This window comes from Nonomuraea sp. NPDC049624 (assembly GCF_040675255.1).
Lineage (GTDB): Bacteria > Actinomycetota > Actinomycetes > Streptosporangiales > Streptosporangiaceae > Nonomuraea.
Window position 1 is genome coordinate 667,643 of the sequence record NZ_JBFAOR010000004.1, and the last position, 21,796, is coordinate 689,438.

Here is a 21,796-nt window from a genome sequence, read left to right on the forward strand (position 1 = left end):
ATGGCCCGCACCCGCATCCGCAGCGCGCGCTTCGTCGAGACCCGGGCGGCGCTGCTGTTCATCAGCCCGTGGCTGGCCGGTTTCCTGATCTTCACCGCCTGGCCGATCATCAACAGCGCCTACCTGTCGCTGACCGACTACGACGTCATCAACGACCCGGACTTCGTCGGCCTCGACAACTACCGGCAGCTCTTCGCCGACCCGAAGGTCGGACTCGCGCTGTGGAACACCTTCCTCTACACCGCGCTGTCCGTGCCCGCCCACATCGTCGTCGCGCTCGGGCTCGCCCTGCTGCTCAACACGGCGGCGCGGGCCACCGGGTTCTTCCGCACCGCCTACTTCCTGCCCAAGATGACGCCGCCGGTGGCGGTCGGCATCCTGCTGCTGATGTTGTTCAACGGCCAGAACGGGCTGATCAACGGCGCGCTCGGCCTGCTGGGGATCGACGGCCCGGCCTGGACCACCGATCCCGACTGGGTCAAGCCGGGCCTGGTGCTGATGCACCTGTGGACCGTCGGCTCGTCGGTGATCATCCTGCTCGCCGCCCTGCGCGGCGTCCCCCAGGAGCTGCACGACGCCGCGCTGGTGGACGGCGCCGGCTGGTGGCGCCGCACGCTGCGCATCACCGTGCCGCTGATCAGCCCGACGCTGTTCTTCCTGTTCATCGTGAACACCATCAACGCCCTGCAGTCCTTCACCGAGGCGTACACGGCCTTCTTCGGCGCGGGCAACACGACTTACAGCAACGACGCCGCCCTGTTCTACGTGATCTACCTGTTCCAGCAGGCCTTCGAGTTCCTGCACATGGGGTACGCCTCGGCGCTGGCCTGGCTGCTGTTCATCGTGATCATGCTGATCACCGCCGTGCAGATCCTGGTGACCAGGCGGTACGTGCACTACGAAGGGGGACAGCCGTGAGACGCCTGCGGCGCGTCGCCGCGTTCACGGCGCTGACCGCGTTCGCCGGCGTGTTCATCTACCCGTTCGTGTGGCTGCTGAGCGCCTCGTTCAAGCCGCGCGGCGAGGTGTTCGACAACCGGCTGCTGCCCGAAACCTTCACCTTCGACAACTACATCAAGGTCTGGCAGGAGGCGCCGCTCGCGCTCTGGATGGCCAACACGCTGCTGGTCACCGTACTGGCGGCGGTCGCGGTCACGTTCAGCAGCGCCATGGTGGCCTGGGGGTTCGCCTACTTCCGCTTCCCCGCCAGAGGGCCGCTGTTCGGGCTCGTGCTGGCCACGATGATGCTGCCCGGAGCGGTCACCATGATCCCGGTGTTCCTCATCTGGAACTCCCTCGGCATGGTGGGCACCCTCACGCCCCTGTGGGCCCAGAACCTGTTCGGCAGCGCCTTCTACATCTTCCTGCTGCGGCAGTTCTTCCTCACGCTGCCGCGCGAGCCGTTCGAGGCGGCCAGGATCGACGGGGCGGACAACTGGACAATCTTCTCCAGGATCGCGCTGCCGCTGTGCCGGCCCGCCGTCGTGGTGACGCTGCTGTTCGAGTTCCAGATGGCCTGGACGGACCTGATGCGGCCGCTGATCTACCTGCGCGACTCCGGCACCTTCACCGTCCCGCGCGGCCTGAAGGCCCTGCTCGACCAGTACGGGTTCGGCGGCGAGTGGCACTGGGAGATCGTCATGACCGCCGGCGTGCTCACCACGATCCCGATGATCGTGCTGTTCTTCCTCGGCCAGAAGCACTTCGTCAAGGGCATCGCCACCTCGGGCGGCAGATGAGTCGCGCCGCCCTCCGGGCCGGCCCGGTGCGGCACCGGCCCGGAAGGCGGGCGAATCAGCTTCCGACCGGCTCCGCGCGCAGCCGGGCCGAGTGCTTGACCAGAGTGATCAGCACCTCGCGGCTGGAGTCCCGCTTGCGCGCGTCGCACATCACGATCGGGATCGACGGGTTGAGCTGCAGCGCCAGCCGCACCTCGTCCAGCTCGAACGTCGGCGACCCCTCGAAGCAGTTGACCGCCACGACGAACGGCGTCCCGCGCCGCTCGAAGTAGTCGACCGAGGGGAAGCAGTCGGCCAGGCGGCGGGTGTCGGCCAGGATGACGGCCCCCAGGGAGCCCTCGGCCAGCTCGTCCCACACGAACCAGAAGCGTTCCTGCCCGGGGGTGCCGAACAGGTACAGGACGTAGTCGGTGCCCAGGGTGATGCGCCCGAAGTCCATGGCCACCGTGGTGGTGCGCTTGGCCTCCACGGAGGTCAGGTCGTCGACGCCCACGCTGCGGTCGGTCAGCACCTCCTCGGTGCGCAACGGCCGGGTCTCGGACACGGCTCCGACCATCGTCGTCTTGCCCGCCCCGAACCCTCCGGCGATGAGGATCTTGATCGCCGTCGGGAGGCGCGGGCGCTCAGAGCGAGCGAAGACCATCGAGCACCGCCCTGTACATCTTCATGTCATGCATGTCCACCTCGGATTGCGGTTCCTGGGCAGAGACGAGTTCGCGGTCGAACAGGTCGCCGAGCAGCACGCGGATCGTGCCGGCCGGCAGGTTGAGGTGCGCGGCTATCTCGGCGACGGACTTGGGTTCGCGGCAGAGCTGGAGGATGCGCAGGTGTTCGGGGTCCAGCCCGGCGTCGGGGCCCGGCGGCGGACCCACCGCCAGCGCCATGGAGATGAGGTCGAACTTGCCGTGCGCGGGCTGGGTCCGCCCGCGCGTGACGACGTAGGGCCGGATGATCTCCGGATCGATCCAGTGCTCGTCGGTGGACTCACCCGTGGTGCTCACCGGTCGCTCCTGGCCACGGCCTCGGCGTTGCGCGCGCCGGAGGTGAGGTACTGGCCGACCCGCGCCACCAGCATCGCCATCTCGTAGGCCACCAGCCCGATGTCGGCGTTCTGGGCGCACAGCACGGCCAGGCAGGCGCGTTCGCCGGCGGTCGTCACGATCAGGAACTGCGACTTCCACTCCACGACCGTCTGCCGCACCGCGCCGGCGGCGATGTGGTCGGCGACGCCCTTGGCCAGGCTCTGCAGGCCGGAGGCGACGGCCGACAGGTGCTCCCCGTCGGTGCGCTGCAGACCGGCCGACGAGGCCATGAGCAGGCCGTCGGAGGACAGCACGATGGCGTGCTCGGCCTCCTTGATCCGGCCGATCAGGTCGTCGAGCAGCCAGTTGAGGTCGGTGCCCGCGGTGGGCGTCATGTCGGGCCTCCCGTCGGGAGCCGGGCCGCGGCGCTCATGCCTCGCCTCCCGGCTGCTCTTCCATCAGCCTGGCCGCCTCCGTGCGGCCAAGACGGGTGCCTGACTGCAGGGATCCCATCATGGCGCGGATCTCCTCGGGCGAGCGCTCGTCATCGTCCTCCTCGAAGTCGGGCTGCGTCGGCGTGTCGTCCCGCAGCGCTGGCGCCAGGTTGGCCTGAGGGACTCGGAACGGCAGGCCGGACGGCGTGAACTCGGTCACAGGCTGCTGCTCCGGTTCCGCGGGCGGTTCTGGTTCAGGTGAAGGCGAGGGTGCTGGTGCCGGGAAGGGGGTGGCCACCGCGTGGAGCTGGGCGGGGGCGGGACGCGGCGGGGTCAGGGTGCGCACGTTCTCGGCGGGCCGCGCGACCGTCGCCAGCGTGGTTCCGGTGCTCGTCCGGCGCGGCAGGCTCGGCCGGGTGTCGCCCTCCGGGTGCCGCGGCGCCGGGTCGAGCTCGACGAGCTCCTGCGGCAGCAGCACCACGACCGTGGTCCCCCCGTACGGGGAGGGCTTCAGCACGACCTGGATGTCGTGCCGCCGGGCGAGCTGGCTGACCACGTAGAGCCCCAGCCGGGCGGTGCCGGAGATGCGGAACTCGGGCGGGTCGGCGATGCGCTCGTTGGCCGCCTCCAGGTCCTCGGGCTTCATGCCGAGCCCGCGGTCCTCGATCTCGATGACGTACCCGTTGGCCACGAGCTGGCCGCTGACCTGCACGTTCGTGTACGGCGGCGAGAACGACACGGCGTTCTCGATCAGCTCGGCCAGCAGGTGGATGACGTCACCGACGGCCCGGCCGACGAGCACCACCTCGCCCATCGGCATGAGCGTGACCCGGGTGTAGTCCTCGACCTCGGCCAGCGCGCCGCGCACGACGTCCACCATGGGGACGGCCCGCCGCCACGTACGGGCAGGGGACGAACCGGACAGGACGATCAGGTTCTCGGCGTTGCGCCGCATCCGGATGGCCAGGTGGTCCAGGCGGAAGAGCTCCTTCAGCTCCTCGGGGTCGGTCTCCCGGCGTTCCATCACGTCGAGGACGGTCAGCTGCCGGTGCACCAGGCCCTGGGTGCGGCGGGCGAGACTGAGCAGGATGTCGCGGATGCTGCGGCGCAGCTCCGCCTGCTCGGCCGCGACGCTGATCGCCGTGCGCTGCACGGTGTTGAACGCCTGGCCCACCTGGCCGATCTCGTCGTCGCCGAACTCCAGCGCGGGCGCCTCCTTGGCGACGTCCACCACCTCGCCGTGGCCGATGCGCTCGACGATGCCGGGCAGGCGGTCGTCGGACAGCTCGTGGGCGGCGTCGCGCAGCTTCTGCAACTGGGCGAACAGGGAGCGGGCGGTGGTGATGGACAGGATGATCGAGGCGACGACGGCCACCAGCCCGAGACCGGCGGCCAGCACCAGCCGGACGATGACCCCGGCCGCGACGGGCACGACCCGGTCCACCAGGCGGTCGCCGGCGGCGAGCACCAGGGTGCTGAAGTCGGCCAGCGCCCGGTCGGCCGTGGTCTTCCACTGCGCCGCGCCGAACGGCAGCGCTCCGGCCTGCGGGCCCCGGTCGGCGATCAGGTTCTCCATGATCTGGAGCCTGCTCAGCGACTCGCCCTTCATCAGCTTGTCGAAGGCGGCCTGCTCGGAGTCGGGCAGCTCGTCCCCGGCCTGCTCGGCCAGGACGCGCCAGGCGCCGACCGTCCGGGTGAACTGCGCCTGCTCCTCGGCCGTGATCCGGCCCTGGACGAGCGCGCCGGCGAGCAGGGCGTCCTCACGCGCGAGCACCTCGCGGGACCTGTTCAGGGCCAGCAGCGTGCGGATGTCCTTGGCGACGGTCTTGTCGTCGACGGTCGCCAGCGAGCCGTAGAGGGTGAAGACGGAGTCGATCAGCTCGCTGTAGGCGGCGGTGGCCTGGAGCTTGTCCAGCCGGCCCGCGTCGATGGCCTTGCGGGTCTCCTTGAGCGTGCCGAGACCGGCGAGCACCTCCTGCAGCCGCGCGTTGCCCTCGTCGTCGACGGCCCAGCTCACCAGGCCGCCGCCGGCCGCCTCGCGGAAGGCCGCGAGCAGGCCGTCGGTCTGCCTGCGCTGCTGCTCCAGGTCGCGGCGCGGGCCGCCCGACAGGTCGCTGAGCTTGACGACGGAGATCCGGCGCTCCCGCTGGAGCTCGATGAGCAAGGGCTCGCTGGGGCCCACTACGCTGGAGTCGACCTGGGAGACCCAGAGCAGGTTGACACCCTCGCGCAGGGTGACCCACGCAGCGAACGCCCACAGTGCCGTGAGGGAGAGCAGTAGAGCAGTGACTTTGGTCCGCAGGCTCGTATTGCGGAAGCCCATTATACCCACCCTGTGAAAGTCATTTCGCTTGCTCATCCGGACACGTCATGGCATATCGACGCTGTCGATCACGAAACTTTAGCGCAGTTTCAAACCGTCCCTCAAGCAACACTAGGCACTATCTGTACTTATATCCCATTTTTGACTCTGGTCGTCAAAAACGGGCAAAATGGGTACCCTTTATTGATGTCTGACTCCGCTTCCCCCGCTTACTTCGGCATCAGAAATACCCTGCTCAAGCAGTCCGACCAGCTCGCCGGCGTGCCCGAACCCGACCGGGCCGCGGTCCTCGGCAACGCCTTGGAGGCCGTCCCGGTGGCGGCGGGATTCCTGCGGCCCTACTCCGCGTTGTTCGCCGACGGCGACAGCTCCGCGAGCAGGCTGGCCTTCAGTTGCCTGTCCGCCGCGGCCACGTTTCCGCAAGCGGGGCGTGACGAAGTCGCCGAACTCGGCACACTCACCGCGATCCTTTTCGGTCTGGACGACATAGCCGACAACATCGCCGGCTCCTGGACCCCGGACGACATCGTGCGGATCTTCGGCCTGCTGTCCGCCGTCCTGCGCGGGCAGGAGACCGAGCCCGGCGAGGGGCCGGTAGGCGAGGCCGTAAGCGCCTGGCGGGACTGGTGGACGCGGATCGGCGCCCACCCCGGCATGGCGGCGTACGCGCCCGTCCTGGCCGAGCAGCTCGACCTGGCGGGCGCGGCCATGGCGCGCGAGCGGGTGTGGGCCGAAGGCCGCGAACCGTGGCCGGACTACGCGACGTACGTCGACAACGGCACCCAGACGATCCTGTACAGGACGTGGTGGGTGGCCGGCCTCGGCGTCCGCGGCCCCGAGCCCGCGCACGACCGGCACTGGCGGGCCGTCCTGCCCGCCACCCACCTCGGCGCGACCTGCATGCGGCTGGCCAACGACATCAGGACGTTCGAACGGGAGCGCGGCGAGGGCAAGCCGAACTCCGTCCTCATCCTGGAGCACGCCGGCACGGACACCGAAGCCGCGGTCGCCCGCGTCGCCGCCCACATCGCCGAGCTCAACGCGCGCTTCCTGGACGCGCTCGCCGAGCTGCCCCCCGAGCTGGCGGGGATCGCCGAGGGGCAGCGCAGGAGCGTGTCCTTCAACGGCGCCTGGTACCTGGCCAGGGACACGCACGCCTACACGGTCCGCGAGCTGACGGGGGACGCCGGGGCGCACGGCGGCTAGGCGGAACGCGCGAGGTGGGCCGCGGCGAGCTCGGCCGACCTCACCACCGCGACCGGCACGTACAGGTCCTTGTCATGCCAGAGGGGTACGTGCCGCTCGCTCGCCGCGCGCGTCAGGTACGCCAGCCCCCGTTCCACGGCCGCCCGCCGCCGGGGCTCGGCGCGGCCCGGCGTCAGCAGCAGGGTCTGCATCGCGTACGACGTCTCCTCCCTGGTGCCCGTCCAGCGGCCCCACGAGCCGTCGGGACGCTGCGTGTCCAGGACCCGGCGGACGGCCGCCGCCACCGCCCGCGCCGACTCCGGGCCGCCGAAGTCGGCCAGCGCGAGCGCGCAGCTCACGGTCGCGTAGTACGGCGAGGCGTGCCACCTGTCGGTCCAGAACCCGTCCGGGTCCTGCCGGTCGCGCAGCCAGGCGGACAGGCCGGCGATCGCCTCGCCGTAGCGCGGCGCGGCGTCGGGGCGGCGGGCGGCGTACTGGCCGAAGGCGTCCAGCACGTGCGCGTTCACGCTGATCGACACGCCCTGCTCGCCGGGCCAGGTGGCGAAGTGGGCGCCGTCGTGGAACTGCCACAGGCAGTCCGGCTCGTACGGCGAGCCCAGCAGCGCCAGCGCGTACAACGCGACGGAGGTGGTGTCGGCGTCGGCCGGCAGGCCCGGCCCGGCCGGGGTGCCCTCGGGCCCGATCGCCGCCCGCAGGTCGGCGATCATCTCCGGCGGCACCTCGACCGGCACCCCCGCGCGGACCAGCCAGCTCAGCACCCAGCCGCGCTCGAACACGGTGATCGGCAGCCCGACCGGGACCGGGCCGCCGTGGATGCGCACGACGGCCTCCAGATGGTCCAGGACCGGGCCCGCGACCCGGCCGCCCAGCCAGGCGGCGGCCGCGGCGGGCGAGGCGCCGACCGTGCCGATGGCCGTCGGACGCGCCCCGGCCGCGCCCCGGGCGGCCTCTCCCGCGATCTCCAGGGCGTGCAGCAACTTGTCCGGGACGTCCTGTCCGGAGGCGACCAGCGACCTGACCGCGTCCAGGCTCCGGTAGCCCATCCCCGCGGGGAGGGGCAGCGGCGGGTGCCCGTCGTAGCCGTTGATGAGGGACACCAGCGAGGGGACGATGTGCTCGATGGCCGGCATGTCGGGCAGGCTGAGCGCCCCGGACGACGACCCGGACAGCAGGATCGAGAGGGCGTCCCGGCCGCGTCCCGCCGCCAGCGCGGCCGCGTCGTGGTCCACGTCGGGGTCGCCCCGGCGCGCCGCGGCCAGCAGCGCCTCGGTCGCGCTCAGCGTCGGCACGAGCCCGTAGCCGTCGGGGGCGCCCCAGGAGCCGTCCTGGTGCTGGGCCGTGAGGAGGTGGTCGAGCCGCTCCCGGTGCCCGATCAGCCAGGGGGCGAGGGAGACCAGCCGGCCCGTCTCGTAGACCGACGTGGAGACCTGTCCCCATGGGCGGAGCATGAGGCTGGAGATCAGTTCGCCCGCGCGCGCGGTGATGTCCGCCGCCGCGCCGGCGGCGATGCTCGTCGGGGTCACGCGCGTGCGGTCCGCTCGATCGGGTGCAGCCTCAGCATCAGCTTCTCCTTGGGCCGGGTCGAGGCGCCGGGCAGGGCCGTCAGCGGCTGGGGGTTGGTCAGCTCCGGCCGGTACCGGCTCAGCAGGTTGGCGACGACGAGCGGGGCCTCGACGTAGAACAGGTGCTGGCCGAGGCAGATGTGCGGGCCCGCGCCGAAGGGGATGAAGGCGTAGCGGTGCCGCCGCTCGCCCTTGCCGTCGGCCCAGCGGTCCGGGTCGAACTCCAGCGGCCGGTCCCAGAACTCCGGCAGCCGGTGGGTGCTGAACGGGCTGATCAGCACGTGCGTGCCCGCCTTGATCCGGACGCCGCCGACCTCCGTGTCGGCCACCGTCTGGCGGGGCACGATCCACGCGGTCGGGTAGATGCGCAGCAGCTCCTGCAGGACCATGCGCAGGTAGGGCAGCTCGGCGACCTGGGCCGGGCGTACCGGGCCGGCCACGTCGAGGCGGGCGATCTCCGCGCGCAGCCGGGCCGCCACCTCGGGGTGCTCGTGCAGGAGGCCCCAGAGCCAGGTCAGCGACATCGCCGTGGTCTCGGTGGCCGTGCCGTAGACGCTGACCAGGTCGTGCCGCACCTGGTGGACGTCGACCGCGCCGTCCGGGCCGCGCCTGCCCCTGACCAGGGCGGCCAGCACGTCGGTGGCCCCGTCGTCCGGGGTCTCGGCGACGGCCTGCTCGATCAGCGGGTAGACGATCTCGTCGATCTTCTTCTTGGCCCTGAGGAACGCGCGGTCCCCGGGCAGCCGCACGGAGTCCGGCACGAACGGCAGGAGCAGCCGGAAGGCGATGGACGTGGCGCAGGTGGCGAACTCGGGGGCCAGCACCGCGGCCGTCTCCCGCGAGATCCGGCCGCCGAACAGGACCTGGGCGACGGCCTGGTTGATGATCGTGGTCATCTCGCGCCCGGCGTCCACCGGCCGGCCCGTGCGGGCGTGGTCGTCGAAGGCGCGCAGGTAGTCGTCGATGAGCTCGGTCATGTCCTCGGCCAGCGAGGCCGTGTGCTTCACGGTGAACAGCGGCTGGAGGATCTTCCTGGTGACCGACCAGGTGTCGCCCTCGCTGAGGATGCCGTGGCCGGTCACCCGGCGCACGGCCTGCCAGAGCGTGCCCTCGCGGACGAAGTTCGCCGCGTCGGTCTTGAGGATCTGCTGCACGTGGTCGGGATGCGAGATCAGGTACGGGCGGAACGGGCCCAGATCGAGCCGCACGATCCGCCCGTCCGCCTCCGTCCCCATTTTCGCGAGTTCGCTGACCGGATCCTTGATCAGCCGCGGGACCACTCGGTGAAGGGGAAGCGTTCTGGGGTTGCTCGCGGGGGGTGGCGGCATTGGGGGGAGCCCCGATCCTGAGGATGACGCTGAAGGCAAGAGTGGCTATATCGCCATATGTGACTTTTTGCGTGATTATGGCATGATCATCCGCCCGTGATCAAGGTTGGGCACGATGATACGGTTGTGCTTCTTGTGGGATCATGCGAGCCGCGTCGTGGGGGCGCGCGGCCGGGGCCGTACACTTCGCTGACGGCCTGCCCCTCATCCGACCTGGGCGCTTGCCCGCGGGACGGTGCGGTCTTCCGGGCAGGCTCAAGATCGTACTTGGGGGTGGAGCGGCGATGGATCCCGGCCGGCCGGCGGCACGACGCGACGACGACGTGATCGCGCGCTGCCGTTCCCTGCTCGAACCCGCCCTCCGCGAGGCCGTCTCCGAGTTGCAGCCGTGGGGCGCCCGGATGGCCTCCTTCGCCCTCGGCTGGCCCGACGTCGGCGACGGCGCCGACCCGGTCACACCGGGCAATTCCGGTAACGGCGGCAAGATCCTCCGGCCCGCCATCGCCATGCTCAGCGCCGAGGCCGTCGGCGGCACCGCCGAGCAGGCGCTGCCCGGCGCGGTCGCGGTCGAGCTCGTGCACGCCTTCTCGCTCGTGCACGACGACATCATCGACCGCGACGAGCGGCGCAGGCACCGGGACGCGCTCTGGAAGGCGTACGGCGTCGGCCCGGCGGTGCTGGCCGGGGACTCCCTGCTGGCGCTGGCCGTCAGCCGCCTGAGCGGCCGGGGCGAGGCGATGCGCCACCTGTCGGCGGCCCTCACGGAGCTGGTGCGGGGGCAGACGGCCGACATGACGTTCGAGACCCGCCCGTGGACCGGTCCAGAGGAGGTCACCGTGGCGGAGTACACGCGGATGGCCTCGGGCAAGACGGGCAGCCTGCTGGCCGCCGCGGCGGCGGTGGGCACGGCGCTCGGCGGTGCGCCCGCGCTGTCCGACCGCATGTGGGAGATGGGTCTCGACCTCGGGATCGCCTTCCAGATCGCCGACGACGTCCTCGGCATCTGGGGAGATCCGCGGGTGACCGGCAAGCCCGTGCACAGCGACCTGCGGCGCGACAAGAAGACCCTGCCCGTGCTGGCCGCGCTCGCGGCCGGCGGGCCCGCCGCCGAGGAGCTGGCCACGGTGCTGGCGAAGGGCGCGGGGGACGAGGAGACCGCGCGGCGGGCCGCCCGCCTCGTCGAGGAGGCGGGCGGCCGGGCCCTGGCCGAGGAGGTGGCCGCCGGTCACCTGTCGGCGGCGCTGGCCGTCATGGACGAGCACCTGCCCCGCGCCGCCGCCCTGCGCGCCCTGTGCGTCTCGGTCACCAACCGCAGCCACTGACCCGGCCCATGCCCGGCCCATGCCCGGCGCGGGCCCGGGGGGCGTCAGGGGCGGGAGGCCTCGTCGAGGAGGACCAGCTCCTCCTCGCTCAGCTCCAGCTCCGCCGCCGCCAGCAGCGGCTTGAGCTGGCGGGGGTCGCGCGCGCTGGCGATCGGCGCGGTGACCGTGGGCTGGGCGGCCAGCCAGGCCAGCGCCACGGAGGCGGGCTCGGCGCCGCGCTCGGCCGCCACCTTCAGCAGCCCTTCGAGCGTCCTGCGCCCGTGCTCGGTCTCCAGGTACTCGGCCGCCTTCCCGGCCCGCGGGCTGTCGACCGTGACGCCCGGCTGGTACTTGCCGGTCAGGAACCCGCGGGCCAGCCCGAAGTACGGCGTGCTCGACAGGCCGGCCGAGGCCACCACGTCCCGCAGCTCGCCCTCGTACCCCCGGTCGACCAGGTTGTACGGCTGCTGCAGCGCCACGTACGCGGCCAGCCCCTCGTCCCGGGAGATCCGCAGGGCCTCGGCCAGCCGGGCCGGGCCGTAGTTGGACGCGCCGATCTGGCGCACCTTGCCCTCCTTGACCAGGGCGTCGAAGGCGGCCAGCGACTCCACCAGGGGCGTGTCGTGGTCGTCCACGTGCGCCCAGTACAGGTCGATGTAGTCGGTGCGCAGGCGGCGCAGCGAGTCCTCGACGGCCGTCCGGATGGTGGCCGGGGCCAGCCCTTCGAGCCCCTCCAGCATGCCGACCTTGGTGGCCACCACCACCGAGTCCCGGTTGCCGCGGGCGGCCATCCACTCGCCGATGATCAGCTCGGACGTGGACTCGCCGGTCACCCAGTGGGGGTAGACGTCGGCCGTGTCGATGAAGTTGCCGCCGCCCTCGACGTAGGCGTCGAGCACCGCGAACGAGGTCTCCTTGTCCGCGGTCCAGCCGAAGACGTTGGTGCCGAGCGATATCGGGAACACGGACAGGTCCGTCGTGCCTATTGATCTCATGCGGCCATTATCCGCACCGCCGGCGGGCAGGCACGGACGGCGCCCCGGTCACGTCCGTGCCTCGTCGCGGACGTGCGGTCAGTGCTCCACGGAGGCCAGGTCGAGGGCGCGCGGGGTGAGCAGCCAGACCACCAGCGCGCCGGCCAGCATCAGCGCCGCCCCCGCGCCCGAGGTCAGCGCCAGCGAGTCGGTGAAGGCCGCCCTGGCCGTCTCCACCAGCCGCGCACCCTGGGCCCCGAGCTCGGCGGCCACGTCGAGCGCGCCGCCCAGCGACTCGCCGGCCGCGTCCGCGCCGGCGCCCGCGTAGTCCAGCCCGTTCCGGTAGACCGCGGCGGCCACGCTGCCCAGCACGGCCACGCCGAGCGCCGCGCCCACCTCGTAGCTGGTCTCCTCGATGGCCGCCGCGCTGCCCGACTTCTCCGGCGGCGAACCGGCCATGATCACCGCGGAGGCGATGGCCAGCGCGCCGTTGCCCGCGCCGATCAGCGCCAGCGCGGCGGCGACCGGCCAGTAGCCCAGCGGCTGCGGCGCCAGGCACACCAGCAGGAACCCCAGCCCCGTCACCGCGAGCCCGCCGGTCAGCACCACCCGGGCGCCGACGCGCTCGGCCAGCACCGGCGCCAGCGGCGAGGCGATCAGCGCGGCCAGCGCGGCCGGCAGCAGCCGCACGCCCGTCTCCAGCGGCGCGTACCCCTGGACGAGCTGCATCCACTGCGCGAGCAGCAGCAGCACGGCGGCCATCGCGATCGACGTGGTCAGCGCCGTCACCACGCCCGCCGAGAACGGCGCGCTGCGGAACAGCCTGATCTCCAGCAGCGGATCGGGCCTGCGCGCGCACCGCACCACGAACCAGCCCAGCGCGACCGCCGCGACCACGGTGGCGGCCAGGGCGGCGGGCGAGGTCAGGCCGTCCTTGCCGAACGTCTTGACCGCGTACAGCAGCGCGGCCATGCCCGCCATCGACAGGACGGTACCCAGCGCGTCCCACCGGCCCGGCCGGGGGTTGCGCGTCTCGGGCAGCAGCAGCAGCCCGGCGACGACGGCCGCCGCCATGACAGGCACGTTCACCAGGAAAGCCGACTGCCAGGAGAAGTGCTCCAGCAGGAACCCGCCCAGGATCGGGCCGAGCGCCGCGCCCATCGCCGCCATCGCCGACCAGACGCCGAGCGCCCTGGCCCGCTCGCCCGGATCGGTGAACAGGTTCCGGATCATCGACAGCGTGGACGGCATGATCATCGCACCGCCCACCCCGAGCAGCGCCCGTACGGCGATCACCTCGGCGGCCGAGCCGGCCAGCAGCACCGCCGTCGAGGCCACCCCGAACACGGTGAACCCGGCCAGCAGCATGCGCTTGCGCCCCCACCGGTCGCCGAGCGCGCTCGCCGTGACCAGCAGCCCGGACAGCACCAGCGAGTACGCGTCGACCATCCACAGCAGCTCGACCGACGTCGGCCGCAGGTCCTCGGTGATCGCAGGCAGGGCGACGTTCAGCACGGTCATGTCCATGACCACGAGCAGCACGCTGGCCGACAGCACGGCCAGGCCCGCCCACCGCCGGCGCGCCGACAGGCCGGTGGCCGTCATCACGACCACCCCCCTGCGCCCGCACCGGCCAGGAACGTCTCCCGCAGCAGCCTGGCGACGTCCCGGCGGGCGACGTCGCCGCGGCGCAGGCTCTCCCGGACGGCCACCAGCAGGCCGTAGACCGTGTTGCTGATCCAGCGGGGAGGCAGGTCGGCGCGCAGCAGCCCGGCCCGCTGGGCGGCGGCGAAGAGCACGATCTCGCGCTCCTCCAGCTCCTCCGCGCGGCGCAGCAGCTCCGGGTGCACGGCCATCGCGTGGTCGGTGAGGCCGAATCCGTACTCGTCGGCCACCTCGATCCACCCCTCCAGCAGGATCTCCAGGGCCCGGCGCAGCTCGCCCGGGTCCCCGGAGGCGGCGGCGGCCGGCACGTCCGCGCGCACCTGGAGGTCGTGCCACCGGTCGTGCGCGCGGTGGCCGAGCGCCGTCATCAGCTCCTCCCGGCTGCTGAACTGCCGGTGGAGCGTGGCCCTGCTGATCCCCACCGCCTCGGCGAGCTGGGCCATCGAGGCGGCCGGATGCTCGTTGAGGTGCTGGATCGCCGCGGTCATGATCTGCTCCCGGCTCACCACCATGAGACAACTCCGTCAAATATGAGACATTTACGTCTCAATCCTACCCTCCGGCCGGAGGGCAGCAGGCTCTCGCCCCGGCGGGATGGCGATGAAGCCGCAGGTGGCGCTAGGGTGCGAGCTGTGTCGATCGGTGACGCGCGCACGCGCATCCTGGACGCGGCCGAGGAACTGTTCGCGGGCAGCGGCTACGAAGCCACTCCGACCGCGGTGATCGCCAGGCTCGCGAGAGTCCCCAAAGGGCTGATCTTCCACTACTTCCCGCGGAAGATCGACGTGCTGGTCGCCCTCGTCGACGAGCGCACGCTGGTCGAGGAGGGCCGTGAGGTCGAAGCCGTGCCCGGCGACCCGGCCGGCACGCTGGCCCGGCTGGCACGCGGGCTGCCGCTGCGGGCCTCACCGGCGATGCGGCGCATCCTGTTCCGCGAGGCCGACACGCACGGCTCGGTCAAGGAGCGGCTCGGCAGGCTCAACGGCGAGCTGATCAGCAGGGCCAGGTTCGCGCTGGAGCTGGCGCTGCCCGGCGCCCGCGGCGACGCGGCCCGCCTGGAGGTGGCCGCGGCGACGTTCGCCGCCGTGCTGCTCTACCAGGAGAACCTGTGCCAGCTAACCGGTCACCAGATCGACCCCGACGCCGTCGCCGAACTCATCGCCCACGCCCTCGGCTAGCAGCTCGTCGAGGGCGTCGCGCAGGTGGCCGAGCAGGCCCCACACGTCGTCCACGCGCTCGGGGCAGGCCACGATGCCGAAGTCGAGCATGCCGTCGTAGGAGAAGCAGGTGATGTTCACGCCGCCGGACAGGTCGGTCAGCACCGACAGCGGGTAGTAGGCCAGCACCCGGCCGCCGCACATGTAGAGCGGGAACTGCGGGCCCGGCACGTTGCTGATGATCAGGTTGATCGGCGGGAACGCCGTCCCGGCCAGCCGGAAGATCGCCGGGGTGGCCAGGCTGGTGACCGGCGCGGGCAGCAGCGAGCACAGCTCGCCGAGCCAGCTCGCCGGCGCGACGGCGAAGCGCCGCTTGGCCCTGCTCATGGTCTCGCCGACCGCCCGCAGCCGTTCCCCGGCGTCGGGTACGTTCGTCGGCATCGGCGCCACCATGGCCGAGATCTGGTTCCCGACCACGTCCGCGGCCCCGCCCGTACGCACCGACACCGGCACGGCCACCACCAGCGGCTCGGCGGGCAGCGCGTCCCGTTCGTCCAGCCACGACCGCAGCGCCGAGGCGCACAGCGCCATCACCACGTCGTTGACGCTGATGCCGTTGGCCTTGGCGACCTTCTTGACCTCCTTCAGCGGCACCGACCCGAACGACAACTCGCGCCGCGCGCTGATCGGCCCGTTGAACGGCGTGCGCGGCGCGGTCAGCCCCGGCAGCTCGGGGCGCTGCTTCTGGTCGCCGGTCACCAGCCGGGCGGCCCTGGCGATCGCCTGCGCGCCGGGCAGCGCGCCGGCCAGCGGGATCGCGTCGAGGTCGCCCGCGGCCCTGACCACCGAGCGGGCGGCGCGCACCGGATGGGTGAGCGAGCGCACGGCGGCCCCGGCCAGCATCTCCACCAGGCCCGGCGGGTCCTGCCGGTGCGGCGCCGGGCGCGGCCCGGGCTCCCGCACGCCCTCCGGAGTCAGGTCGAGCAAGGTCGCCAGGGTCTCCGCGCCCGACACGCCGTCGATGGCCGCGTGGTGCACCTTCGTGTAGACCGCGACCCGGCCGCCCGCCAGCCCCTTGATCAGGTGCATCTCCCACAGCGGACGCGACCGGTCGAGCCGGCGCTCGTGGATCGCGGCCACCGCCCCGGCCAGCGCGGCGTCGTCGCCGGGCGCCGGCAGCGTCGTCTCGAACAGGTGGTTGGCCAGGTCGAAGTCCGGGTCGGCGCACCAGTAGGGACGGTCGAGCCCGAACGGCACCTCGACCAGACGCAGGCTGAGCGCGGGGGAGAGATGGACGCGGTCCAGCAGCAGCTCGGCCAGCGCGTCCCGGTCCACCGCGCCGCCGGCCGGGTCGAGGACCGCCAGCCCGGCGACGTGCGCCGCGGTGGTCTCGGACTCGACATGGAGGAACTGGGCGTCCAACGGGGTCAGCTGGCGCATCTGCTCTCCCTTCTTCCTTCGTGGCGTTCTTCACTGAGTGCTTCGATGCGTGCTTCGTCTTGTGCGAAAGCCTCGCACGGTGTCATTTCCGTAACGTTTCCGCGAGAGTCTTTCAGATGAAATGCACACCTCCGGACCACTTTCGGATGAACGGCCAGCTCAGCCGTGTTCGTGACACTTATCTATCCGTTGACCACCTGCACCGGATGCCGCACGACCGCGTCGAAGGAGTACCCGAAGGGGTGCTTGGGCGTGCGCAGCGGCTGGGTGGCGCCGGTCTCGTCGGTGGCCCTGGCCATCAGCACGGCGGGCCCGGTGTGCTTCGGCGCCCACTGGACGTGCCACGGCAACCACGCCCCGACCAGGTGCGGGCCGTGATGCTCGGCCGGCTGCCAGGACTGCCCGCCGTCGAAGCTGACCTCGACCGCGACGATCCGCCCGCGCCCCGACCACGACCGGCCGCGCAGCACGTGCGGCCCCGGACGGCCGCGCCAGGCGTGCGGGCCGCGGATCGGCAGCCGGGCGTCCCAGGGCAGCTCGAAGGCGCTCTTCACGGGCTGCGCCGCGACGTCCCGGTAGAAGACGGTGTTCCACGGCGTGAACAGCCTGCTGGTCGAGACCTCGATGTCGCCCAGCCACTTGATGGAGGCGATCCCCACCCATCCCGGCACCACCAGCCGCACCGGGAACCCGTGGTCGGGCGGCAGCGGCCGGCCGTTCATCTCGTACGCCACGAGCACGTCGTGCACCGCCTTGGCGACGGGCAGCGGGCGGCGCACGTGGCCGTGGTCCTCGAAGGGCGCGTCGAGGCCGGTGGGCAGCACGTCCACGGCCTCGGGACGCAGGCCGGCCTCGGCGAGCAGGTGGCGCAGCGGCACGCCGCGCCACCTCGCCACCCCGACGGCCCCCAGGCCCCACTGGGTGCCGGGCGCGGGGTCGCCCTGCTGGGTGCCGTAGAAGGCGCGGCCGTTGCCGGCGCACTCGATGGCCACGTCGTGGGTGCGCGAGGGCATCGACAGCAGCTCGTCGTAGGTGAAGGCGCGCGGCCCGCGCAGCCCGGCGCCGTGCAGGTGGAGCTGCCAGCCGGCGGCGTCGATCAGCGGGGTGGCGGTGTGGTTCCTGACGAAGAAGCGGTCGTTCGGCGTGTGGTAGCCGACCCCGGACATCGCCTCCCACCGCATCTCCGCGTTCCCGTCGTGCACCCGGAACAGGTGGTCGGGCAGCGGCTTGACGATCGTCGCCGCGACTTGCTTCATGGGAGCCACCTCTCGCAAGACGTATTTCCTACCTGGAAACCATTTAATCTCCTCGCGCTGTCTCCGCGTGCGCGTGCTTGCCGAATGCTGTCCCGATCCTGGGACCGTTCCAGCCGTACGAAGACCTACCCAGCGGCACGGGTGCGGCAACCGTGCCTTTCGGGGTGGTTCGTCAGCGCGTCCGGACGAGGGCGGAGAACGGCTCGCCGGCGTTGAGCCTGGTCACCAGGCCGAGCAGCGCGGCACGGCCGCCGTTCTCGCCCAGCCAGCGGCTCACCCGGCAGGCCGACCTGGCGTACGTGGCGGGGTCCGCGCTCGCCGTGCGCAGCCACTCCTCCAGCGTCACCGGCAGCGGCCCGGACGGCGCCACCAGGCAGCGGTCCGGCGCGGACTCCGGGGCCAGGTAGCGGGGGTCGCCGGAGACCACCACCGCCAGCCCCTCGTCGAACCACTGGGGCACCTCGGCGGAGGAGGCGAGCCTGGCGTGCAACTCGACATGGGACATCTCGTGGGAGGCGATCACCGGGTCGAGGCCGCGCGGCGAGAGCATGACCGACCGGTTGAGCACCGCGACGCCGCGCTCCTGGCCGCCGCCGATGCGCCGGTAGCACGCCTCGGTCAGGCAGACCAGCAGGTCGGGGGAGCTGCGGCGGTCGCCGTAGAAGGCGGTGACCCGGCGGGCGGCCTGGTCGGCCACCTCGCCGGCTCGTGCGCGCTGGGCGGGGGTCAGGCCGTCCTCGACGTGCACCCCCGGGCTCAGCTCGGTCAGGCCGTAGCAGCCGGGGCAGGTGGTGGCGGCCAGCGAGGGGTAGGCCAGGGCGACCCCGCCGACGGCGGCGAACACCAGCCCGACCAGCGCGCCGACGACAACCTTCCACACCCGCCGTCTCCGACGCCCCGTCCTGAGGTGCGGCGCGGACGCCCCGACAGGACCGCCCGGCACCCCGACGGCGGGACCGTTGCTGGAACCAGCGGCGGTGGGATCGTTGCTGGAGTCAACGGCGGCGGCGGGATCCTTGCTGGAATCAGGCGCGGCGGCGGGAGGGGCGGCTGGATCTCGGGGTGTCCCGGCGGCGGAGTCGACGGGCCTGGGCACAGAGGCCGGGTCCGGGGCTACGGGGCGCGGGGGCTGGTTGTCCTCCATCGGCGTCCAAGCTAGCGAAGCAGAAGAATCTACGCGCACACCCGCCAACGGCCGGGCGCTGTCCCGCCACCGGCCGCCCCCTGTCCCCTTCCACCGGACGGGTGCTGCGCAGACTGCCGGGACCGGCTGTCCGGCGCACGGGCCGCAGAAGGGCTCCTGTGCGGGTCGTCTTGCCGAGACGGCCCTGCGCTGCGCCATCTGTCGTGCACCAGGCCGTGTTTAAGAACCTTGTCGCGCGTGCCGGACTGTCAGTACACGGACCTACGCTCTTCCCCATGTCGATCTCCGCCATCCCCGCGTCCCTGTCCTATGCCGAAGCCGATGCCCGCCTGGGCGGCACGTTGTCCGCCGTGTTCGAGGGTGCGGGAGCGTCGCCCGGCTACCGTGAGGTGCTGTTCTTCGACGGCGACCTCACCCTCGACGGGGATTTCCTGGATGCCGTCAAGCAACTGCGCGGCGGCGACGTCGAGTTGATCGTGGTCACCGGCGACCTGAAGGTCAACGGCCCGATCGCGCTCTACGAGGACCGGCCCGGCCTGTACGTCGGCGGTCACACCGAGGCGGAGACCCTGGAGGGCGGCGAAGCGGAGATCTGCATCCACGACGGCGCCTTCACCCACCTGGTCTACGGCTGGTACAACCACGGCTCTCTGCGGACCGGGACCGTCGACACCCCTTGGGTGATCGACTACGACCACGCCATGGACGTGTACGCCCCCGGCGGGCGCTGGGTGAACAATTACGACGACGATGACGACGATGCCGAATTCGCCGTCGGGGACGGCATCGTCGAGGCGTTCGTGCCCGAGGTCGTCGACGCGGAGGGCCGCTGCCTGGACGTCGACGAATTCCTGGAGCGGCTGCGGGCCGGGCTGCCGGTCCTGCGGCCCGGAGCCCGGCCGGCGGCCGAGTCGGCGAGTGACGGCGTCGTCCGGGCACGCCTGACCGACTGAAGCCATCCAGGTACGGCGGCCAGCCAGGGGAGGGGCTGCACACACCGTCTGCGGGGTGGGGTCGTGCGCGCGCTGCCTGTGGGTGGGGGCCGTAGGCAGGGGTCCGTGGGAGGGGCCTGTGTGCGCGTCGGGAGGCGCCTGGGTACGCCGTCCGCGGGTGGGGCCTGCTGCCTGCGGGGTTCATGTGCACGTAGGCCGGGCGGGCGTCAGAAGGGTCTGGGGCGTCGCCCGCGCGGCGGAGTCGTGAGCGTGTTGTCCGTCGGAGGGGGGCGGTGCGTGGCGCTCGGCCGGGCGCCGGGTGTGTGCGCCGGCCCGCTCTTCAAGGAGCGGAGCCGCTCCCAGGTTGCAGCAAATGTCCCGGTTTGGGTGTTAAGTGCGGATTTGGGAGTAGTAAGTCTGTGGATGCCCGCTTCTGGAGAAGGGCCGCGACCATCTGCGGCGGATGCCCCCGTCGAGGCTCGGGTGCGGCCCGCGCTGGGTGCGGGCCGCGCCCGACCGGCACCTCTGGCGGGCCGCGCCCGACCGCCACTTCTGTGTGGGCCGCGCCCGTCTCCCGCCCCGACCCGGGACGGGGGAGGGTCAGCGGCCGAGGAAGGCCAGGAGGCGGTCGAGGGGCCAGGTGTTGATGACGTCGTCGCCCGTCAGCCAGGCCCGTTGCGCGATCCCGACCCCGAACCGCTGGTGGGCCAAATGGGGGATCGCGTGCGAGTCGCTGTCGATGGAGAACTTCACCCCGTGGTGCTTGGCCAGCCGCACCAGGTCGGCCGGCAGGTCGGAGCGGTCGGGGTAGGAGTCGATCTCCATCGCGGTGCCCGTACGGGCGGCCGCCCGGAAGACGGCGTCCCAGTCGGCGTCGACCGGCGGGCGCTTGCCGATCTTCCGGGTGGTCGGATGGCCGATGATGTCCACATACGGGTTCTCGCAGGCGGTGATGAACCGGCGGGTCATCTCCTCCCGCGACATGCCGAAGTGCGAGTGGACGGAGGCCACGCACACGTCGAACTCGCGCAGCACCTCACCCGGCCAGTCGACCGACCCGTCGGGCGCGATGTTGAGCTCCGACCCGTGCAGGATGCGCATGTGCGGGTACTTCTTCTGCAGCTCGGCCACCCGCCCGCGCTGCTCCAGCGCCTTGTCCAGGGTCATGCGCTGCATGGCCAGGTCGGGCGCGTGGTCGGTGACCGCGTAGTAGGAGTAGCCGCGCGCGGCGCCGGCGGCCACCATGTCCTCCAGGGACGCGATGCCGTCGGTGAGGTCGGTGTGGGTGTGCAGGTCGCCCTTGAGGTCGGCCAGCTCCACCGGCACCGGCAGCTCGCCGCGCAGCGCCGCCTTGACCTCGCCGCCGTCCTCCCGCATGGGCGGTGGCACGAACTGCATGCCGAGCGCCTCGTAGATGTCCTCCTCGGACTCGGCGGCGATCACCCGCTCGCCCTCGAACAGCCCGTACTCCGACAGCTTCCAGCCCTTCTTCACCGCCATCTCCCTGATGGCCACGTTGTGCTCCTTGGAGCCGGTGAAGTACTGCATCGCCGCGCCCCACGACCCGGCCGGGATCAGGCGCAGGTCGACCTGGACGCCGGAGGTCGTGCGGATCGAGGTCTTCTTCTCGCCCGCGGCGATCACGTCGGCGACGTAGGGCTGCGCGCGGAAGTCGGCCATGATCGACTCGGGCGCCACCGCCAGGATGTCGATGTCGCCGATCGTGTCCTTCATCCGCCGCAGCGACCCCGCGTACGCGACCCGCTCGGTCTCGAGCGAGCCGATGACCTGCTCGGCCAGGGCCATCGCGACGCCGATGTGCACCCGGCGGCCCGCCTGCTCAAGCTGCTCGATGCCCTTGAGCAGGTTGGCCAGGGTCTTGGGGCCGAGGCCCTTGACGCCGTCGAGCCGGCCGGAGGTGATGGCCTCGCCCAGCGCCACCGTGGAGTCGATGCCGTAGTCCTCGAACAGCATGATGGCCGTCTTGGGGCCGAGCGTGGGCACCCGGGTGAGCCGCCGCACGCCCTCGGGCACGCGGCCCCGCAGGTCGTCGAGCTGCCGGAAGCTGCCGCGCTGGAGGAACTCCTCCATCTTCTTGGCGATGGCCTCCCCGACGCCGGGGACGCCGCGCACGTCGACCTCCGAGATGTCCTCGGGGAACCCGGCGATCGCCTTGGCCGCCTTCTGGTAGCTCCGCACCCGGAAGGCGTCGCCGCCGCTCAGCGCGAACAGCTCCGCGTATTCCTGCAGCGCCGCCGCCGCCTCCTCATTAGCCCGCATGCCCCTACCTTAGGATCTCCGGCCGACAATCCC

The 21,796-nt window shown here is 72.1% G+C and carries 19 protein-coding genes; 6 read left to right on the forward strand and 13 right to left on the reverse strand.

Annotation, left to right across the window (positions count from 1 at the left end):
* Positions 1-918 (forward strand): sugar ABC transporter permease, encoded by a 918-nt coding sequence (locus AB0J76_RS19440; RefSeq protein WP_352324456.1) that lies wholly within the window; start codon positions 1-3, stop codon positions 916-918.
* Positions 915-1,739: a carbohydrate ABC transporter permease gene (locus AB0J76_RS19445; protein ID WP_352324454.1), complete on the forward strand. Its 825-nt coding sequence runs from the start codon at positions 915-917 to the stop codon at positions 1,737-1,739. Before AB0J76_RS19440 ends, AB0J76_RS19445 begins: the two co-directional genes overlap by 4 nt.
* Positions 1,740-1,794: 55 nt before the next feature.
* Here AB0J76_RS19445 and AB0J76_RS19450 read toward each other — a convergent pair whose 3' ends face one another.
* The 4 genes from AB0J76_RS19450 to AB0J76_RS19465 are packed head-to-tail and all read right to left on the reverse strand — an operon-like array spanning position 1,795 to position 5,518.
* Positions 1,795-2,382 carry an ATP/GTP-binding protein gene (locus AB0J76_RS19450; RefSeq protein WP_352324453.1) on the reverse strand — a complete coding sequence of 196 codons (588 nt, stop codon included), beginning with the start codon at positions 2,380-2,382 and terminating at the stop codon, positions 1,795-1,797.
* A complete protein-coding gene (locus AB0J76_RS19455) occupies positions 2,363-2,740 on the reverse strand; it encodes a DUF742 domain-containing protein (RefSeq protein WP_352324452.1) in 378 nt (125 codons plus the stop codon). Before AB0J76_RS19455 ends, AB0J76_RS19450 begins: the two co-directional genes overlap by 20 nt.
* Complete coding sequence (locus AB0J76_RS19460; protein ID WP_352324451.1) at positions 2,737-3,156, reverse strand: roadblock/LC7 domain-containing protein; 420 nt, start codon at positions 3,154-3,156, stop codon at positions 2,737-2,739. Before AB0J76_RS19460 ends, AB0J76_RS19455 begins: the two co-directional genes overlap by 4 nt.
* Before the next feature lie 34 nt (positions 3,157-3,190).
* Positions 3,191-5,518, reverse strand: coding sequence for a nitrate- and nitrite sensing domain-containing protein (locus tag AB0J76_RS19465; RefSeq protein WP_352324450.1), 2,328 nt, complete (start codon positions 5,516-5,518; stop codon positions 3,191-3,193).
* Positions 5,519-5,704: 186 nt separating this feature from the next.
* Between AB0J76_RS19465 and AB0J76_RS19470 the strand changes: the two genes are divergently transcribed.
* Positions 5,705-6,724 (forward strand): terpene synthase family protein, encoded by a 1,020-nt coding sequence (locus AB0J76_RS19470; RefSeq protein WP_352324449.1) that lies wholly within the window; start codon positions 5,705-5,707, stop codon positions 6,722-6,724.
* Here AB0J76_RS19470 and AB0J76_RS19475 read toward each other — a convergent pair.
* Both AB0J76_RS19475 and AB0J76_RS19480 read right to left on the reverse strand, forming a co-directional pair.
* Positions 6,721-8,247 carry a prenyltransferase/squalene oxidase repeat-containing protein gene (locus tag AB0J76_RS19475; protein WP_352324448.1) on the reverse strand — a complete coding sequence of 509 codons (1,527 nt, stop codon included), beginning with the start codon at positions 8,245-8,247 and terminating at the stop codon, positions 6,721-6,723. The two genes, AB0J76_RS19470 and AB0J76_RS19475, sit on opposite strands and share 4 nt — an antisense overlap.
* Positions 8,244-9,614 (reverse strand): cytochrome P450, encoded by a 1,371-nt coding sequence (locus AB0J76_RS19480; RefSeq protein WP_352324447.1) that lies wholly within the window; start codon positions 9,612-9,614, stop codon positions 8,244-8,246. Before AB0J76_RS19480 ends, AB0J76_RS19475 begins: the two co-directional genes overlap by 4 nt.
* 284 nt (positions 9,615-9,898) lie before the next feature.
* Here AB0J76_RS19480 and AB0J76_RS19485 point away from each other — a divergent pair, with 284 nt between their 5' ends.
* Complete coding sequence (locus AB0J76_RS19485; protein WP_364390032.1) at positions 9,899-10,936, forward strand: polyprenyl synthetase family protein; 1,038 nt, start codon at positions 9,899-9,901, stop codon at positions 10,934-10,936.
* Between the two features lie 44 nt (positions 10,937-10,980).
* Here AB0J76_RS19485 and AB0J76_RS19490 read toward each other — a convergent pair whose 3' ends face one another.
* The 3 genes from AB0J76_RS19490 to AB0J76_RS19500 form a co-directional block, all read right to left on the reverse strand.
* Positions 10,981-11,910 (reverse strand): aldo/keto reductase, encoded by a 930-nt coding sequence (locus AB0J76_RS19490; RefSeq protein WP_352328359.1) that lies wholly within the window; start codon positions 11,908-11,910, stop codon positions 10,981-10,983.
* Between the two features lie 78 nt (positions 11,911-11,988).
* Positions 11,989-13,494 (reverse strand): MFS transporter, encoded by a 1,506-nt coding sequence (locus AB0J76_RS19495; RefSeq protein ID WP_352328358.1) that lies wholly within the window; start codon positions 13,492-13,494, stop codon positions 11,989-11,991.
* Positions 13,494-14,066 (reverse strand): TetR/AcrR family transcriptional regulator, encoded by a 573-nt coding sequence (locus tag AB0J76_RS19500; protein ID WP_352328357.1) that lies wholly within the window; start codon positions 14,064-14,066, stop codon positions 13,494-13,496. Before AB0J76_RS19500 ends, AB0J76_RS19495 begins: the two co-directional genes overlap by 1 nt.
* A 120-nt stretch (positions 14,067-14,186) precedes the next feature.
* Here AB0J76_RS19500 and AB0J76_RS19505 point away from each other — a divergent pair, with 120 nt between their 5' ends.
* Positions 14,187-14,732, forward strand: a complete 546-nt coding sequence (locus AB0J76_RS19505; RefSeq protein ID WP_352328356.1) for a TetR/AcrR family transcriptional regulator — start codon at positions 14,187-14,189, stop codon at positions 14,730-14,732.
* Here the strand turns inward: AB0J76_RS19505 and AB0J76_RS19510 are convergent.
* The 3 genes from AB0J76_RS19510 to AB0J76_RS19520 form a co-directional block, all read right to left on the reverse strand.
* Positions 14,670-16,151: a wax ester/triacylglycerol synthase family O-acyltransferase gene (locus tag AB0J76_RS19510; protein ID WP_352328355.1), complete on the reverse strand. Its 1,482-nt coding sequence runs from the start codon at positions 16,149-16,151 to the stop codon at positions 14,670-14,672. The two genes, AB0J76_RS19505 and AB0J76_RS19510, sit on opposite strands and share 63 nt — an antisense overlap.
* Positions 16,152-16,333: 182 nt before the next feature.
* On the reverse strand, positions 16,334-17,407 hold the full coding sequence (locus AB0J76_RS19515; RefSeq protein ID WP_352328354.1) for a sulfite oxidase: 1,074 nt from the start codon (positions 17,405-17,407) through the stop codon (positions 16,334-16,336).
* A 172-nt stretch (positions 17,408-17,579) separates the two neighbouring features.
* Positions 17,580-18,287 carry a hypothetical protein gene (locus tag AB0J76_RS19520; protein WP_352328353.1) on the reverse strand — a complete coding sequence of 236 codons (708 nt, stop codon included), beginning with the start codon at positions 18,285-18,287 and terminating at the stop codon, positions 17,580-17,582.
* 539 nt (positions 18,288-18,826) lie between these two features.
* On the opposite strand from AB0J76_RS19520, the gene AB0J76_RS19525 reads away from it, so the two are divergent.
* Entirely contained in the window at positions 18,827-19,504 is a 678-nt protein-coding gene (locus tag AB0J76_RS19525) for a hypothetical protein (RefSeq protein ID WP_364390036.1), read from the forward strand.
* Between the two features lie 579 nt (positions 19,505-20,083).
* Here AB0J76_RS19525 and polX read toward each other — a convergent pair.
* Positions 20,084-21,763, reverse strand: a complete 1,680-nt coding sequence (gene polX, locus AB0J76_RS19530) for a DNA polymerase/3'-5' exonuclease PolX (protein ID WP_352327325.1) — start codon at positions 21,761-21,763, stop codon at positions 20,084-20,086.
* Between the last annotated feature and the right edge of the window lie 33 nt (positions 21,764-21,796).